Consider the following 13771-nt stretch of genomic DNA (forward strand, 5'->3'; position numbering starts at 1 on the left):
CCTTTCTAGAAGGCGGCCTGTAGGCCAGGGAGGACGAGCATGACGATGAAGACGATCACCATCGCCCCGAGGGGGATGGCGATCTTCTGGGTGGCATCACGCGCGCCACCCTGGTCGGTTGTCAGCATTTCGTTGCGCATGCTGGCGGCCAGTGAACGCAGGGTGTCGTACACGCTCGAACCATGGGTTCCGGAGAGCTCCATCGTGTGAGCGACGTCGACCAGCTGCACGACACCGAGTTCTTTGCCGACGGTCTCGAGTGCTGACCACGAGGTCCGCCCGGCGTAGGCGGCTTCACCGAGCGCGTCGGCGATGCGGCGGAACACCCAGGTGGGCGCGACGTTGGCGGCGGCCTCGAGGCTCTGGGTGACACCGATGCCCGCGTTGCGGGCGTACGCGGCCAGCTCCACATACGCGCCCAGGGCGCGGCGGAAAGTCTGGCGTGCTGCGTCGGCGCGTTCGTGGACTTCCAGGTCAGGGGCGAACCACAGGACCACGGCCAGGACCAGGCCCAGCGCCATGGGAATCTGCCAGGCCATGGTCACGCCGGACAGGGCCAGTGCCATGTTCACCATGCTGGGGGCGATGAGACCGACTGTGGCGCTGAGGATCTTGTCGCCGAGCCAGGAGACCGGGCTGCGGCGCAGGATCGCCAGATCCTGCGTGGGGACGCGCAGCAACCACGGAACGCGGGTCAGCCACGGGTAGGCGGCACGGCCTGCGCGTTGGGTCAGTTGCTGAATCAGGCCGTTCGCGGCCGCGGCGTCCTCGTCGAACAGGTCGGTCGGCGCGTCTGCTTTGCCGTTCAGTCGGTCCAGCGCATCGCGCAGCGCGGGCTGGCCGGGCAGCAGATAGGCGACGATCAGCGTGAGTCCGGCACCACCGAGGATGGCGAACAGGATGGCTTTGGCCAACAGGCTCATGCGCGTGCACCTCCTCGATGGGAGGTAGCGCCGTTGCTGCGAGCGGGGGCCGTAACCGCTTGTGCGGCTGGGGTTTCTCCTGGCTTCCACCATTTGTGCGCCGGTTCGGCTTCGGCCAGGAATCGCGGGGGTTTGATCGGGCGGGTCAGGTGCGCGATATAGGCCAGCAGTCCCGCGAACAGCGCCAGCAGCAAGATCAGGATGACCTGTTGATCGGGTCGCCGATACGGATCCATGTAGTCGGTCAGCGTGAACATGTAGACCAGGATGGAGACGAAGATGATCGACACGGTGCGTGCCTGCATGCGCGGGCTGCGCCGCTCCACTTCGACCTGGCGGCGGTCGCGCACGTCGGCCGCGACGGTGTCGGCGAAGTCCTTGAGCGCCTTGGGCAGGCCCGACGAGCGCATGTCCGCGCCCATGATGACCGCCGAGCAGACCAGGTCCCCGGTGGCGTCGTCGAGGGAATCGGCCAGCTCGAGCAACGCAGCCCGGGTGGGAGAATTGCTGCCCAATCGGCTGATCAGTCGTCGGATCTCGGGTTCGAGTTCGTGCGGGATGGTCTTGTGGGTGGCCAGGATCGCCTGCTCGAGGCCGAGGCCGGCGTTGAGCAGACTCGACAGACGGCGCAGCCACTCTTCGAGGCCGTCCAGGCGGGCGATCACGCGATCGGCGCCCCGGCGAGCGGTCATCCTGGGCAGGACAATCGCGAAGCCGATGGCGGCGGGCAGCAGCAGGAACCAGCCCGTGGTCACCCAGGCGATCACGCCCACGAGGGTTCCCGCGATCAGACGCAGCTTGGTCCACCGGGGCGTGGACCGGCGGCGGCGCGTACTGGTGGGCCGCAACGGATCCCGGCGATCACGCCACCCGGACCAGATCATCCACGTGCCGCCGAAGAAGGCGAGGACGACACCGATGGCTCCCAGGGTGTACATCAGACCACCTCCGTCCGCAGGCTGTGTGACGGCCAGTCGGCGATCCGGAATCCGAAGGGAATCAGCCTCTCTCGCAAGATCTCGGGCATGGTTCCGTACTGCGGGACAGCCAGCGGTGAGGGTCTGCGGTACAAGGTGCTGATCGCGGGATAACCGTTCTCGCCTGGCTCCACCCACACCACCTCGCTGACGTGCCGGTGGCTGCGCATTGTTCCGTCGGCGTCGGCGGTGCGTTGTGTCCGCATCTGGACGATCAGCTGCACGTGAGAGGCGATCTGGCGGATCGCGTACTCCCAGCTCACGCCGGGCTCCTCGCAGGCCAGGGTCGCCAGACGCTCGATGGCCGCGCGGGCGTTGATCGCGTGCACGGTGGTGAAGCTGCCGTGTGCCATCTGCATGGCCTTGAAAAGTGCGAGAATCTCGCGGCCGGCGACCTCACCTACGATGACGCGCTCGAGCTGTTGGGACACGAATTCGGCCAGGATGGAGTGCAGGTCGAAGCGGCCCTTGAGGGTATCGGTCAGCTCGTTGCGCTCACCGCCACCGGTGATGACTTCCGCGCTCACCACATACGGTCCACGACCGGGCAACTGGTGCAAGAACAGCTCGCGCACCATCTCGGCGGTGCCGATCCGGGTTTGAGCAGGCAGTTCGGCGCACAAGGCGCGCACCATGGTGGTCTTGCCTACGCCCATGGGGCCGCTGACCACGGTCGAGCACGCCGCCAACGATGCACTGATAAGCATGTCGGCCAATTCCATTGGCATCGCGTCCATCTCGACCAAGCGATGCATGGTGATGTCTTTGTGCAGGTGCTTTCTGATCGCCAGTGCCAGCCCGTTGGTGGTCCAGCCCAGCGCCGACAGTCGGATGTCGTCGCCTCCGAGGTTGAGCCTCATCGCCGGATTCGCGGGGCTGAAAGGTCGTCCTCCGCCCGGGGCCCGGTCAGCGAGCTTGCGCACCCAGCGGATGGCTTCTTCCTCGTTGCGGAAGACGCCGTCGACCTGCTCGTCGCTGCCGTCGGGGTGCATGATGCTCACGTGCCCGCCGGTGTAGAGGATGTTCTCCACGTCGGGACGGTCCACCAACGGTTGCAACACGCCGAGACCGAAAACGTGGTCGAAGATCGCGCGGGACAGCGCGAGCTCCTCGTGCGGCTCCGGTGGCAGCACCCCGGCGTCGATGACGGTGCGGATGTGCTGGCGGACCTGGGTGGCGATGATCTCGCTACCGGCATGCTGGTTCTCGGTGGAGTTGTAGTCGAATTCCGAGCTGCTGTTCGGATCGGCTGCGGCGCGGGCGCGCTGGCGCTCGACCAGCAGCTCGGCCACGTCGGAGGCCAGCCGGTCCACCAGGTCCCGATCCAGCCCGCGTCGGGCGGCAGCGATGGATGCCTCGTAGTTCGAATCCCTGTGCGGTGCTGTCATATTCGGCGGCACATAGTATCCGTTGCCGTTGCCGTTGGCGTGCAGCGCGCGATCGAGACCGGCGACCGCGGCTTCGGGGGAAGGCGCGTAGTTTCCGGCGGTCTCGCGGTAGTCCATGGCGGCGAAGTCGTCGTCGACCACATAGGGCGTGACCACTGCGGCCAGATCAGGTTTCGGTCCGGAGGCTGCGGGCATGGCGTTGACCGTTGCGGGGTTGGGGCGATGCACCAGCGAGGACAGGCTGCGGCGTGGCGGGGTCGGAGGCACGCTGGTCATCGGGCCCCACCCCCCACCGACGCGAGGGTGGTGGGGTCGATATCGACACCGGGATCGGTCCAGGGACGTTTGCGGGACCTGAATTTCTCGATGATGGGCCAGCTGTGATGCAGGGTGAGCATGTACATCGAGCGGCGCTGGCGCCACTTCGACAGCGGAATGCCCTCGCTGTACATCCGGGCGGCGGCCGCGTCGTAGGGCAACGGCAGGATCACTTCCATCCCAACGGCTTTGGCGATTTCGTCGGCGTCGTACTGGTGGCCACGGAACGCCCACTTCTGCCCGAATTCGCCGATCACGATCAGGCCCACCCGGGCCTGGGACCGGTGGGCGGTCAGCGCCTGGGTGAACGGGACCAGGGCCGACTGCAGCGCCGCGATGCACGGCAGGGTCGGGCGGACGACGATGCCGATGACGTCCGCGCGGCGCATCACTTCCATGGGGGCCGTGCTCATCCGGCCACCGTCGACGACGACGGTGTATTCGGGCGCAAAATAGGACAGTTGCTCGGCCAGGTGTGGCCAGGTGCGCTCCATCGCGGTGGACTGTCCGGCGTGCACGAGGCCGGGCAGCAGTTTCACCCGGGAGTCGGGGAGCTGGATCGCCTCAGCGGCGACGGCGTCGTAGAGGTGGCCGAGGCGGTCGCCCTCGATCAGGTTCTTCAGGCTGGTGCGCCGATTGATTTCCGAGCGCAGGTATCCGGCCATCGTGGGTGAGGATCCGACCGGATCACCTTCGACGAGCAAGGTGTAGTCCGGTTTGCGGTGCAGGGCGAGAGCCAGGGCTGTCGTGGAGACGCCGGGAGCGCCGGAGGCGGAGGTCAGTGCCAGCAACATGTCATCGCTCCCTCGTGTCCAAGATGACGGCCACACGATGAGTGGCCGCGCGCGCTGCTACCCAGTTCGCCTCGGCCTCGGGCACCAGGACGTCGATGGTGACCTGGCTCTGGCCGGCCTCATCTCGCCGGTGAATGGCGTAGACCTGCGCATTCGAGGTGACCGGCGCGGTAGCCGGGGAGCCTTCCTGATCACGGGGGGTGTCGACCAGGCGCACCATGTCCCCGACGGCCAGCGGCTCGCCCGGAATCTTGTCGCCGGTGACCGTGATGCCGACCAGCGACGTTCCCTTGGGCGGGACTACCGCGGTCACCAGCAGGCGCGGGTTAAGCATGGTGCCCGCGGTTTGGTTGGAGGTGACAGTTTTGCCCAGGACCTGGTCGAGGCTGGCCGCCAAGACGACGTCGAGGCCGGCGTCGGAGTTGATGCGCACAGCCTTCACATCGTCGGTGGCGATCATCTCGCCTTGGGAGACGTCCTTGGTGAGGACGAGCACTTCCTGTGTGTCGCGCAGTCCGTTGACCACGCCGACCGCTCCCAGGATCGATACCGACACCGCCGCGATCCCGAGTCCGAGGATCACCGGACGCCGACGCGCCCGTACCGGCGTGTGCACGGGATCGGGGTCGCCGACGGCTTGCGGCGGATGTGCCGACCCGTTGGTCGAGGCCCGGGCTGAGTTGGAGAACCTCCGGGGCAGGGGTGTCAGCTTCGAATCAGACATGGCGTAGCTCCGTGCGGGTCAGGGACAGCGGTGCGTCCGGGACGTGCAAGAGGTGAGCGGTTGTATCGGGCCTCGACACCCAGCAGGCGGTTGCACCGATCGACGAGTAGCTCTTCGATCGCTCCACAATGTGAACTGCGTCACATTCATGCACACCACCCATTAAACCGGGACGCTCGAGGAATGTCGCGTTCTGAGAAACCAGGTGGATCAAAAGAGCCTTCTCAATCGGTTTCGCAAACGACATCCGTTGTGTTACCCGAGTCACAATCGCGCTGCGTCGGACCCGCCTCAAGGCTGGAAACCTGATCGTTTCCAGCCTTGACACTACGGCGGGCATATTTGGAAAACAAGAGGTAGAGGGGTGTTTCGGCATCTTGTAAACATAAATTGAGCCGCGATGTTCCACCCATGGGACCGCGATGGGATCCGGAGGTGAGTAACCGCCTCCCGAGCCGACGTCGATCTCCGGGCACCTGCTGTGTGTCGCGTTTCGACGGTCTCGCCGCCACTTCGAGCCCCTCGACAATTGCGGGGAAACGGTGCGTTGGATCACATCGGCGTCGTACTCGTCAACCGTCGAAACTCGAATCCGCAAGGCATTCAGCGACTTTGCAGCGAATGAGAGAGCTGTTTTGGGAGGCACAGCAAGAGACGTCCACCGTTGCCCCTGGGCGATTTCAGAGGTCATGTTCTGCCCCCTTTCCGCCTGCGTGTACCCCTTTGCCGCGGTTTTGCGTGAGCGTAATCGCTTGTAGCGGGGTTTGTATGAAACTTGATTCGGTCAGCGGTACAACTTGCTCGACGACACGTCCCCCGCCTTCGTTCAAGCGACAGGTCCAGCGCCCGTCGATCGGCGCGCGATCGCAGCAGTCGGCGATCCGCACGATCACGCCCTTCGTGGTGAGCACCAACTCGGCGACGAACCGGCTCCAGGCCGGCGTGGACTGCGCGGTCTCCGAGACCAGCTCGCGCATGACGGTGCCGACCTCCGGTGCCGCGGCACCGATCCCCCACCGCGACAGCGTGGCCAGGACCAGCACTTCTGCGCATCCGAGTGTGGTGGGCTGCGCGGCCACGAGAACCACATGGTCGGCGGCGAGAACCACCGCGCTCACCATGGCCCCTCGATGACGTCGGCCAGCCACGGTGGGACGCTGACCAGCGTGGTCACCCGGTCGGCATAGAGGTCGCGGAGTTCGGCGAGCCTGGTCCACTGCTCGTGCACGGCGGGGTCTGCGGTGCCGAGGTGTTTGCGACAGGCGCGCTGGGTGCGTGCGGCCATCGCGGCGAGTTCCTCGTACAGCGTGACCAGATCCTGGCGATCGTTCTCGGCCAGGTCCGAAAGGCGCGTGAGCAGGATCGAGTCGATGCGGCCGGTGAGATAGTCACGCCCGGAAGCGAATTCGTACGCCTCCGGGCGCGGCAGCTGGTGCTCTTCCGCGTGGATCTGGGCGGCATACAGCTCGGCCAAGTCGTGCAGATGAACCAGGATCTCCCGCGCGTCGGGACCGCCCGATGCCTCGACCGAGGTCCCCCACACTGCGCACACCACCTCGTGCGCCGACGGCAGCACCGCTGCGGCTCCGGTGATGCGCTGGCTCGGGACAAGTCGGGTGTCATCGGTCATGGCGGTCACCGCGCTCCTCCTCCGCGGTCGCTTTCTTCGAACCAGATCCACACACCGCCCCGGCGCAACCGCGCCAACCGATCTGCCGGGACGCCGTGCAGGTGAGCCTTGGACGGCATCACGACGTGCTGACATTCCGCGCGCGCCACCGCCACCGACAGCTGTTCGAAGCCGGCCTGCGGATCCGTGGTGTGCACGGTCTCGGCCAGCTGGAACCCTTGTTCCCCGGCGAACTGCTCGAGGCGGGTCATCGCATCAGGGGCGGCCAGGTCGTCACGCAGGTAGGCACACATCAGGGCTGCAGCCATCGCAGCCACCTCCGTTTCGCGGGAGTCGTCGAGATCTTGGTCGGATACGGCGACAGCACTGGCGCCGAGGACTCGGGAAACCCCAACAGGACAGCGGCTTCCCGGACAGTGATGCCGAGCTGGGCGGCCCACAGATTCAGATCGGGCCAGAAGTAGGACTCCTCCACGGGGGAAGTCTGGGTCGGAGGGGCTTGTGCCGCAGTGGGAGCCTCGCTCTCGAGGGCCTCGGCGAGTTGGATCGCGATGATGGCCTGTTCGAGAGTGAACTGGCGGCCGCGGAAGCCCGAGATCATCCACCGGCGATCGCCGATGAATACCGCCTGTATGGAGGTCTGATCGCTGGCGATCAGTGCCCGGCCCACCTGCACGGTCATGGTCGCTCCCGCAGTGGCGCACTGTCGGTGGTCGCGGCGCGGGCTACGAGGTGGACCAGCCACTGCTCGTCGCCGGCGTAGTCCACTTCCATCACGAACTCGATGTCACAGAGGACATCGGGTGTGCCGGTGTGCGCTGTCAGCTGGCCGGTCATCGGGCCTCACCACCTAGTGGGGGTTCTCTTGGTGCGCTGTTGGACGAATGTTTATCAGTATCGTTTGAGACGTCTCATTTTGCAATGACCTGTCGGAGACTACTCTTAGTGACGTCTCATGAAGAGTTGGTACACCTATGTACGGGCGACCGGGCTGATTTCACACATCCGGGTCGTCTCATTTGAGGCGTGTTAATTTGAGAGAGAGAACTCTCAGAAAGAGTGACTCGGAAAGAGGGCATAGTGGCCAACACAGGATCCGTCCCCACGACGCTCCTGCGCCGGCGCATCGGGCGAGCGTTCAAGCTCCTACGAGAGCAGGCAGGTAAGACCCTCGACGACGCCGCAGAAGATCTCGACCGCGGCAGAGCCACCATCGGTCGTATCGAGCAAGGCGCAGAAACGGTGCGCTTCCGCGAAGCCGACGTCCGCGCGATGCTCGACCTCTACAAGGCCCCCGACGAGCTCCGCCAGCAACTGCTGGCACTCACCGCCGAAACGCGCAACGGCAACAAGCCCTGGTGGCACGACTACACCAAAACCGCACTGCCAGAACATATGCGGCTGTTCATCGCGATGGAGAACGCCGCGGAATTCATTCGGAAGTACGAGCAAGAAGTGATTCCCGGCCTTCTGCAAACCCGGCGATACGCCGAAACGGTGCTCGACACACCCCGCGGCTACGCCACCGAAGAAGAGGCCGCCATGCGGGTGCAATTGCGCATGGACCGCCAGTCGGTCCTGAGCAAGCCGCGCGCCCCACGCCTCGAGGCGATCCTCAGCGAAGCAGCGATCCGCCGCACCGTCGGCGGCCCGGAGATCATGGCCGAGCAGATCGAACACCTTCTTACCGCCAGCCAGCAAAACAACATCTCCATCCGCGTCATGCCCTTCGACGTGGGCATCCATGGCGGCGCGGTGGCAGGCGCGTTCAGCCTCATGGACTTTCCCCCCGACTTGGAAGGCGACGTCCCGATCGAGGATCCCCTCGTCTACGCCGACACCATCACCGGCGCTCTCTACCTGGATAAACCCGATGAGGTCGCGGCCTATCGCCAGGTCTGGCAAGACATGGTCGAGCGTGCGCTCACCGACGACCAGACCCGCGAATTGCTGCATACCGTACTGAAAGGACTGCAGAAATGATCACGCCTTCGCAGTGGCAGAAGTCCAGCTTCTCCGGACAGAACTCCGACTGCGTCGAAGTGAACATCGGCGACGAGACCGTGTCCATTCGCGACAGCAAATACCAGCGCGATCCAGGAAATAACCCCGCTGAACAGCCAGTTCTCACCGTTGCCATGCTTGACTGGCACGTGTTCGTCGATGCCGTCGCCGGGCGAACCGCGTGCCCGGGGGTCATCGCCGTGGACGCTACGGCCGACGGCAGTGTGACCCTGCGCAGCAGCGACATCGCCTTGACCTACACACCCTCGGAATGGGAAGCCTTTGTCGCGGCCATCCACGCCGGCGAGTTCGATACCGCCGTCGTCGCCGCTCTGGCCTGAAACCCTCTGCTCATCGCCACAACATCTCCGAAGGCCTCCGGAATTTACAAACCGGGGGCCTTCGTCGTCGACTCGACGCTCCTCCGAACCCGCGTGAATGGGGTCTCGACCTGCGGCGACGACACGTCCCCTCCGGAAGTTAGCGGGCGGTGCCTAGCTCCCCGAGACAGAGCTGTCACCGTGTGGCACGCCGGGACCGTCCTGCGCGGTAGCGGTGCGGGCTGCGAAAGCCGCCCGCACCAACCGAAACGCGCGGCGCGACAAACGGCGCGCGATCTCCACCACGCCGAGCGTGCCGGCCGCAGCGAGCCCGAATGCGACCTGCGGAGGCAAGCCCAGGGCGCGCACGGCGATGTAGAGGCCGAATCCCAACACAACCACCAACACCAGAACCTGGACCAGGACCTGCAACAGTTGGGTGATCGCCTCAAGCAACGTCAGCGACCGCAGCAGATGCTCATCGCTTGACGTGGCGCGCGTGACCCAGCGGTCGGTCAGATCGTCCCTATTCACCGGCGGGGTAGTGACGCGCGGCGCGAGGTCGGATCCGGTGCCATCGTCTGTGGGCAGTCTGGCGGGCAACGGCATTGGGCGGGCGGCGGCCGGGGGGAGATCCTTGCGGTGTCGGGCCGGCGTAGGGCGGTTTCGCCGCTTGCGGGGCGCCGTCATTCCGCCGTCTCCGTGGTGTACGCGTTCGGGCATGCGAACGAGTCTGAGAACGGGGTTCTCCACCGCGCTGTCACGTCGTGCCCGCGGCCGTAGCCGAAGCGGTGTGCTGTCATGCGCGGAAGGTAGATCCCGACCCGGACACCACGAACACCTCAGCGCCCGGCAGGCGCACCCAACGCACCTAGCACAACCCCTTGCCCGACCATTTGCCCTGGTCAGGACGCTGTAGCTGCCGCGATCATTATTCCGAGGAACAGCAACAAATGATGGCATTTCGCGGACATCCCTCATGCGAGACGCCCTGAAGCTGCGGCGCTCCAAGGCCTCTCTGACGGTCTCCCTCCTTGATATTCGGCTGTCGGCTTGGTCTATCGCTGGGCGCGTTTATTGCGGCCGTTTCAGTGGCGTTGGTGCAAATTTCGTCGAGGGCGCGGCTACGGACACCAGAGCGAAGGCAGGAAACTGTCTCGTCCCTGCCACCACCTGGATCATGCTTCGGGAGTCGATCGCGCGCGATCCGGCACTCCGAGCGCGATCGGAGCGCGGTCGTTCACCTGCGCGCGGGGTTCCCGCGCGCGATCGGATCGCCCCGCGCGCGGGCCCGCGGAGCGCGATCGTGATCAATTCCACGCCGGTCTCGTTGCCCGCTTCTGCACGCTGGTGTCGGCTCGGCATGCGACCATCGTTGGTATGGCGTCACCGCTGGGCACTGGAAAGTCGCCGGCTACCTCCGGGACCGGCCCCGGCGCGACTGTGTCCACTGGACGACTGAACTGGACCGCCGACGGTCAGTTACTGCCGCAAATCAGGACCGAGCCGATTCATTGGCCAGATGATCTCGACTGGCATCGCGGGGTCTACAAGGACGCCAAGTTCCGCTGGCAGGCGATCGACGCGCTGCGCACCGCTACGGACTTCACCCACGGGCATCACGATTTCCGCACCGTCGGGGACCTGCGCCGCCTGGCGGGCTATCGCCTCGATCTAGCCTCGTACACCACGACCTGTCAGAGGGCCTTCGGCCGAGCGATCAAGCAGGTCCGTTCGGGGCTGAAGCTGCCCGATTGGGACGGGGTCGGGCAGTTGCTGCGGATGGATCCCATCGAGTGCGCGCAAAGCAGCTTCTTTGCCACCTGGGCTGATCCACGAGACCCGAGCCGCCTGACGAACCCTCAGGTGGAGCGCGTCACCCTGATGTGCGGGCGCTTCGCGTTCGCCTCCCCCTTGCTGCTGGCGTGGGAGCTCAAACAGGTGTGGCGGATGTGCCAAGCCGCCGAGGGCATTCTCGAGGACACCCTCGTCGACCTGGTCGTCGAACTGCGCGGCACCGTTCGTGAGGACGACCTGGTGCGCTCCTCGGGAATGATGACGTCCGCGGGCCTGTGGGACCGGGTCGACACCCAGCGGCGCGACCACGGCGAAGCCGGCGACCCGCGCCGCGAACCCCATCAGGTCTTCTGACATCACTGGCTGCGCGGGACGTGACGTTTCCCCGGTCAGAGCAATCCTTGGTTCATCGGTGCGACTGCGGCCGACGGTCAGTCCGCGTGCCGGTGCTGTTGATGCAGTACCTGCTGAGGGGTAGGAATCGGTGCCTGGTCGCCGAAGGTGTCCGCGAAGGCGCCTCGGGCGGCCTCGCGAGTAGCCACCGCGGCCTCGTAGCGACTGTTCCATCGGCGGTGGGCCTTGTCGTCGCCGATCGGCTCGCTCATCAACAGCTCCGAGACCGCATAAGTCGCCTGCACGACCTGCACAGCGGCGGCGATTTGCTCGACGATGTAGGCGGGTGCCGGCTCTCCAGGTTGTGCCAGGTCTCGACGTGCTCCTTGCCCAGGCCTCTGCCAGGCCAGGCCTGTCGCCGGCAACCACCCATAACGGGCGTCGCTACGGTTGTTCTTGCTCTCGTCGTCGCTTTCCTCGATCAATTCGAGTCCCGGTACACGCCCACGCAGCCGGCCGCCCCCGATGACGAAGTCGGGGTCCGGCAAGTACCGCCGGCCTGGTGGTTTCTTGGCATCGGCCTTGAAGTACTTCTTCATGGCCTGCTCGGGCACACCATGGACTTCGCCGAGCTCCTTCAGCGACAGCAGCTCCTTCACAGCAATCACTTTATCTGCAGTAGGGGGCAAAGTAGCGTCAACTCGGCCGGTCTGACCTGCGGGAATGACACGTCCCCTCCCCTACTCACCACCTGGCATGGAACGCACGTGGCTGGTGTCTTATCTCACGGCGTATCTCATGCGTTATCTCACGCGCTGTGGCATGCGATGCCCTCTGCGGTCTTGTTCGTACTGGTAGGCGGGCTGCTCAGACCAGACGTGGCCGACGCTTTTCCTGCCGCTCGTCATGGATCTTCCGGGCGGCCTTGAGTGCCCTCAGCACTGTGGAATGCGGCTTGTCGGCGTCGCGAGCGATGCTCGTCGGTGACTGCGTGTTGGACGCCAGGAAGATCGCCACCAGTTCCGTGCGCGGCAACTGTGATCGGTGCCCACCCAGAACCGCACCCGCCAACTCGTCGCATTCAGGTTCGGACAGCACCGTGCCGAACCACGGCGCGCGATCGGGATCGCTGGCCTCGATCGGCGAGCGGTCGTGGTCGCGCGCGAGCGATCCGACGACGATCTGGCCGTGTCCTCGATCGCGATCGGCGATCGGCGCGCTCTGGGATCGGGGCGCGCGAACCTCCGTCTCAACCGTCGGGCGGATCGGCGACACCACTGACCCGATCGCGATCGGCGCGTCGGCGATCGGCGCGCGATCGGCGATCGGTTCACTGGTCACAGCCCCGCGTGCGGTCGCGCCGACCGGCTCTCGATCGCGATCGACCGGGGTCTCGTTCTTGCTCGCGATCCCGCTGACCTGCTCTCCGATCGCCATCGGGCTCGGACGGATCCATCCATCCGATCGCGAGGCGTGGTCGTCCTGGTCGATATGGTCACCGTGTTCATCCTGTGCGTGGTCGGTCTCCTCTGGCGACACTGGCTCCGCCTGTTCGCCAGCCCGATCGCTGGCGATCGGAGCGCTCCGATCGCCAGCGATCGGTGATCGGCGATCGGCGGGGTCCGCTTCGATCGCCGATCGCCGATCGCCGATCGCGATCGGAGCGGCGACATCCTGTCGCTCCGCTCCCACTGAGACCGCTAGATCCAGCGCGGCCTCTACTGCGGCCGGGTCGACCTGCTCGGCCGCGCGCATGATCGCCGCGCCGTATCGCTCGGCTGAGACTGCGTGGACCACCAGGATCGAGCCGACCATCAACGGCGCTACCGAATGCAGTGCCGCGTCGTACCAGTGGCCGCTGTATGCGTACCGGCCGGCATTGATCGCCAGACTGAACAGCAGCAGTCCGGCGTCGACCGCGACAACCTTCCAGCGCCCTTCCGACAACACATTCCATGGGGCCACCATCGCTTCGCCGACCATCAGAACCACTAGCTGGCCGCTAATCAGCATCTCGATCAGGAACGACGCCCAGAACAATGGATCGCTCGGGGTGCCGCCCGGCAGGAGCTGCTGTTGCACGTTGATCGCGCTCCACAGCATCGCGGCGACAAGGAGGCTGATCAGAAACCAGGACGTGGCATTCTTCGCCGTGTGCAGCCGTGAAAGCTGCGTAATCGGACTGGCTGTCCGGCGCAGGTCTGCTAGGGCTTTGCGAGCGCGGAGGATGTCCTTGGCATCTGCTCGTCGAATCGAGGAACGTGTTTGCAGCGCATCTTCTTGCTCTTGGACTGATGCCTCAACCGAGCGTTGACGCTGAAGACGGGTAGCGCTTCGGATCCGCTCTGCGAGACTGCGCTCGGCGATGAACTCCTTCTCGGAGAGCGCATCGAACAGGGCAGATTTGACTTGCATATCCACTTGCAGTTCAGCCTTGTGAAGCCGGTCTGGCAGGTTCTCGACCAAGCCCCAGCGCGGGCGATTGAACAGCCATTTCACTGCGCCGACCAGCTTGCCTTCTGTGTTGTCCTCGGTGCTCTCCATGCCGGGACTGCCTTTCGTG

The 13771-nt window shown here is 65.4% G+C and carries 16 protein-coding genes; 3 read left to right on the forward strand and 13 right to left on the reverse strand.

The window, feature by feature from the left end:
• Positions 1–5: 5 nt before the first annotated feature.
• The 10 genes from AB0N05_RS37730 to AB0N05_RS37775 form a co-directional block, all read right to left on the reverse strand.
• Positions 6–923: a type II secretion system F family protein gene (locus AB0N05_RS37730; protein WP_364703698.1), complete on the reverse strand. Its 918-nt coding sequence runs from the start codon at positions 921–923 to the stop codon at positions 6–8.
• Positions 920–1861 (reverse strand): type II secretion system F family protein, encoded by a 942-nt coding sequence (locus AB0N05_RS37735; RefSeq protein ID WP_364703701.1) that lies wholly within the window; start codon positions 1859–1861, stop codon positions 920–922. Before AB0N05_RS37735 ends, AB0N05_RS37730 begins: the two co-directional genes overlap by 4 nt.
• The gene (locus AB0N05_RS37740; protein WP_364703704.1) at positions 1861–3564 is read right to left on the reverse strand and encodes an ATPase, T2SS/T4P/T4SS family; all 1704 of its coding nucleotides are present in this window, start codon (positions 3562–3564) and stop codon (positions 1861–1863) included. The genes AB0N05_RS37735 and AB0N05_RS37740 overlap by 1 nt, the downstream gene beginning before the upstream one ends.
• Entirely contained in the window at positions 3561–4400 is an 840-nt protein-coding gene (locus AB0N05_RS37745; protein ID WP_364703707.1) for a hypothetical protein, read from the reverse strand. The genes AB0N05_RS37740 and AB0N05_RS37745 overlap by 4 nt, the downstream gene beginning before the upstream one ends.
• A gap of 1 nt (position 4401) precedes the next feature.
• Positions 4402–5124, reverse strand: a complete 723-nt coding sequence (locus AB0N05_RS37750; RefSeq protein ID WP_364703709.1) for an SAF domain-containing protein — start codon at positions 5122–5124, stop codon at positions 4402–4404.
• 680 nt (positions 5125–5804) lie between these two features.
• Complete coding sequence (locus tag AB0N05_RS37755) at positions 5805–6233, reverse strand: hypothetical protein (RefSeq protein ID WP_364703712.1); 429 nt, start codon at positions 6231–6233, stop codon at positions 5805–5807.
• A gap of 5 nt (positions 6234–6238) precedes the next feature.
• Positions 6239–6763: a hypothetical protein gene (locus AB0N05_RS37760; RefSeq protein ID WP_364703714.1), complete on the reverse strand. Its 525-nt coding sequence runs from the start codon at positions 6761–6763 to the stop codon at positions 6239–6241.
• On the reverse strand, positions 6760–7062 hold the full coding sequence (locus tag AB0N05_RS37765) for a hypothetical protein (protein WP_364703716.1): 303 nt from the start codon (positions 7060–7062) through the stop codon (positions 6760–6762). Before AB0N05_RS37765 ends, AB0N05_RS37760 begins: the two co-directional genes overlap by 4 nt.
• Positions 7047–7436 (reverse strand): hypothetical protein, encoded by a 390-nt coding sequence (locus AB0N05_RS37770; protein WP_364703718.1) that lies wholly within the window; start codon positions 7434–7436, stop codon positions 7047–7049. Before AB0N05_RS37770 ends, AB0N05_RS37765 begins: the two co-directional genes overlap by 16 nt.
• Entirely contained in the window at positions 7433–7591 is a 159-nt protein-coding gene (locus AB0N05_RS37775) for a hypothetical protein (protein ID WP_364703721.1), read from the reverse strand. Before AB0N05_RS37775 ends, AB0N05_RS37770 begins: the two co-directional genes overlap by 4 nt.
• A gap of 243 nt (positions 7592–7834) precedes the next feature.
• Between AB0N05_RS37775 and AB0N05_RS37780 the strand changes: the two genes are divergently transcribed.
• Entirely contained in the window at positions 7835–8737 is a 903-nt protein-coding gene (locus tag AB0N05_RS37780) for a helix-turn-helix transcriptional regulator (RefSeq protein ID WP_364703724.1), read from the forward strand.
• Entirely contained in the window at positions 8734–9099 is a 366-nt protein-coding gene (locus AB0N05_RS37785; RefSeq protein WP_364703727.1) for a DUF397 domain-containing protein, read from the forward strand. The genes AB0N05_RS37780 and AB0N05_RS37785 overlap by 4 nt, the downstream gene beginning before the upstream one ends.
• Before the next feature lie 153 nt (positions 9100–9252).
• Here AB0N05_RS37785 and AB0N05_RS37790 read toward each other — a convergent pair whose 3' ends face one another.
• Positions 9253–9612: a hypothetical protein gene (locus AB0N05_RS37790; protein ID WP_364703729.1), complete on the reverse strand. Its 360-nt coding sequence runs from the start codon at positions 9610–9612 to the stop codon at positions 9253–9255.
• An 846-nt stretch (positions 9613–10458) separates the two neighbouring features.
• Here AB0N05_RS37790 and AB0N05_RS37795 point away from each other — a divergent pair.
• Complete coding sequence (locus AB0N05_RS37795) at positions 10459–11229, forward strand: hypothetical protein (RefSeq protein WP_364703731.1); 771 nt, start codon at positions 10459–10461, stop codon at positions 11227–11229.
• A 77-nt stretch (positions 11230–11306) separates the two neighbouring features.
• Here the strand turns inward: AB0N05_RS37795 and AB0N05_RS37800 are convergent, their stop codons facing one another.
• Together AB0N05_RS37800 and AB0N05_RS37805 are read right to left on the reverse strand one after the other, a co-directional pair.
• Positions 11307–11867, reverse strand: coding sequence for a hypothetical protein (locus AB0N05_RS37800; protein ID WP_364703733.1), 561 nt, complete (start codon positions 11865–11867; stop codon positions 11307–11309).
• Between the two features lie 208 nt (positions 11868–12075).
• Positions 12076–13752: a hypothetical protein gene (locus AB0N05_RS37805; protein ID WP_364703736.1), complete on the reverse strand. Its 1677-nt coding sequence runs from the start codon at positions 13750–13752 to the stop codon at positions 12076–12078.
• Between the last annotated feature and the right edge of the window lie 19 nt (positions 13753–13771).

It is taken from the genome of Nocardia sp. NPDC051030 (assembly GCF_040683015.1).
Taxonomy (GTDB): Bacteria; Actinomycetota; Actinomycetes; order Mycobacteriales; family Mycobacteriaceae; genus Nocardia.

Bases quoted from the DNA above. Each gene is read 5' to 3' on its own strand.
- AB0N05_RS37730 (WP_364703698.1), bottom strand. From the start codon at position 923: ATGAGCCTGTTGGCCAAAGCCATCCTGTTCGCCATCCTCGGTGGTGCC.
- AB0N05_RS37735 (WP_364703701.1), bottom strand. From the start codon at position 1,861: ATGTACACCCTGGGAGCCATCGGTGTCGTCCTCGCCTTCTTCGGCGGC.
- AB0N05_RS37740 (WP_364703704.1), bottom strand. From the start codon at position 3,564: ATGACCAGCGTGCCTCCGACCCCGCCACGCCGCAGCCTGTCCTCGCTG.
- AB0N05_RS37745 (WP_364703707.1), bottom strand. From the start codon at position 4,400: ATGTTGCTGGCACTGACCTCCGCCTCCGGCGCTCCCGGCGTCTCCACG.
- AB0N05_RS37750 (WP_364703709.1), bottom strand. From the start codon at position 5,124: ATGTCTGATTCGAAGCTGACACCCCTGCCCCGGAGGTTCTCCAACTCA.
- AB0N05_RS37765 (WP_364703716.1), bottom strand. From the start codon at position 7,062: ATGGCTGCAGCCCTGATGTGTGCCTACCTGCGTGACGACCTGGCCGCC.
- AB0N05_RS37770 (WP_364703718.1), bottom strand. From the start codon at position 7,436: ATGACCGTGCAGGTGGGCCGGGCACTGATCGCCAGCGATCAGACCTCC.
- AB0N05_RS37775 (WP_364703721.1), bottom strand. From the start codon at position 7,591: ATGACCGGCCAGCTGACAGCGCACACCGGCACACCCGATGTCCTCTGT.
- AB0N05_RS37785 (WP_364703727.1), top strand. From the start codon at position 8,734: ATGATCACGCCTTCGCAGTGGCAGAAGTCCAGCTTCTCCGGACAGAAC.
- AB0N05_RS37795 (WP_364703731.1), top strand. From the start codon at position 10,459: ATGGCGTCACCGCTGGGCACTGGAAAGTCGCCGGCTACCTCCGGGACC.
- AB0N05_RS37805 (WP_364703736.1), bottom strand. From the start codon at position 13,752: ATGGAGAGCACCGAGGACAACACAGAAGGCAAGCTGGTCGGCGCAGTG.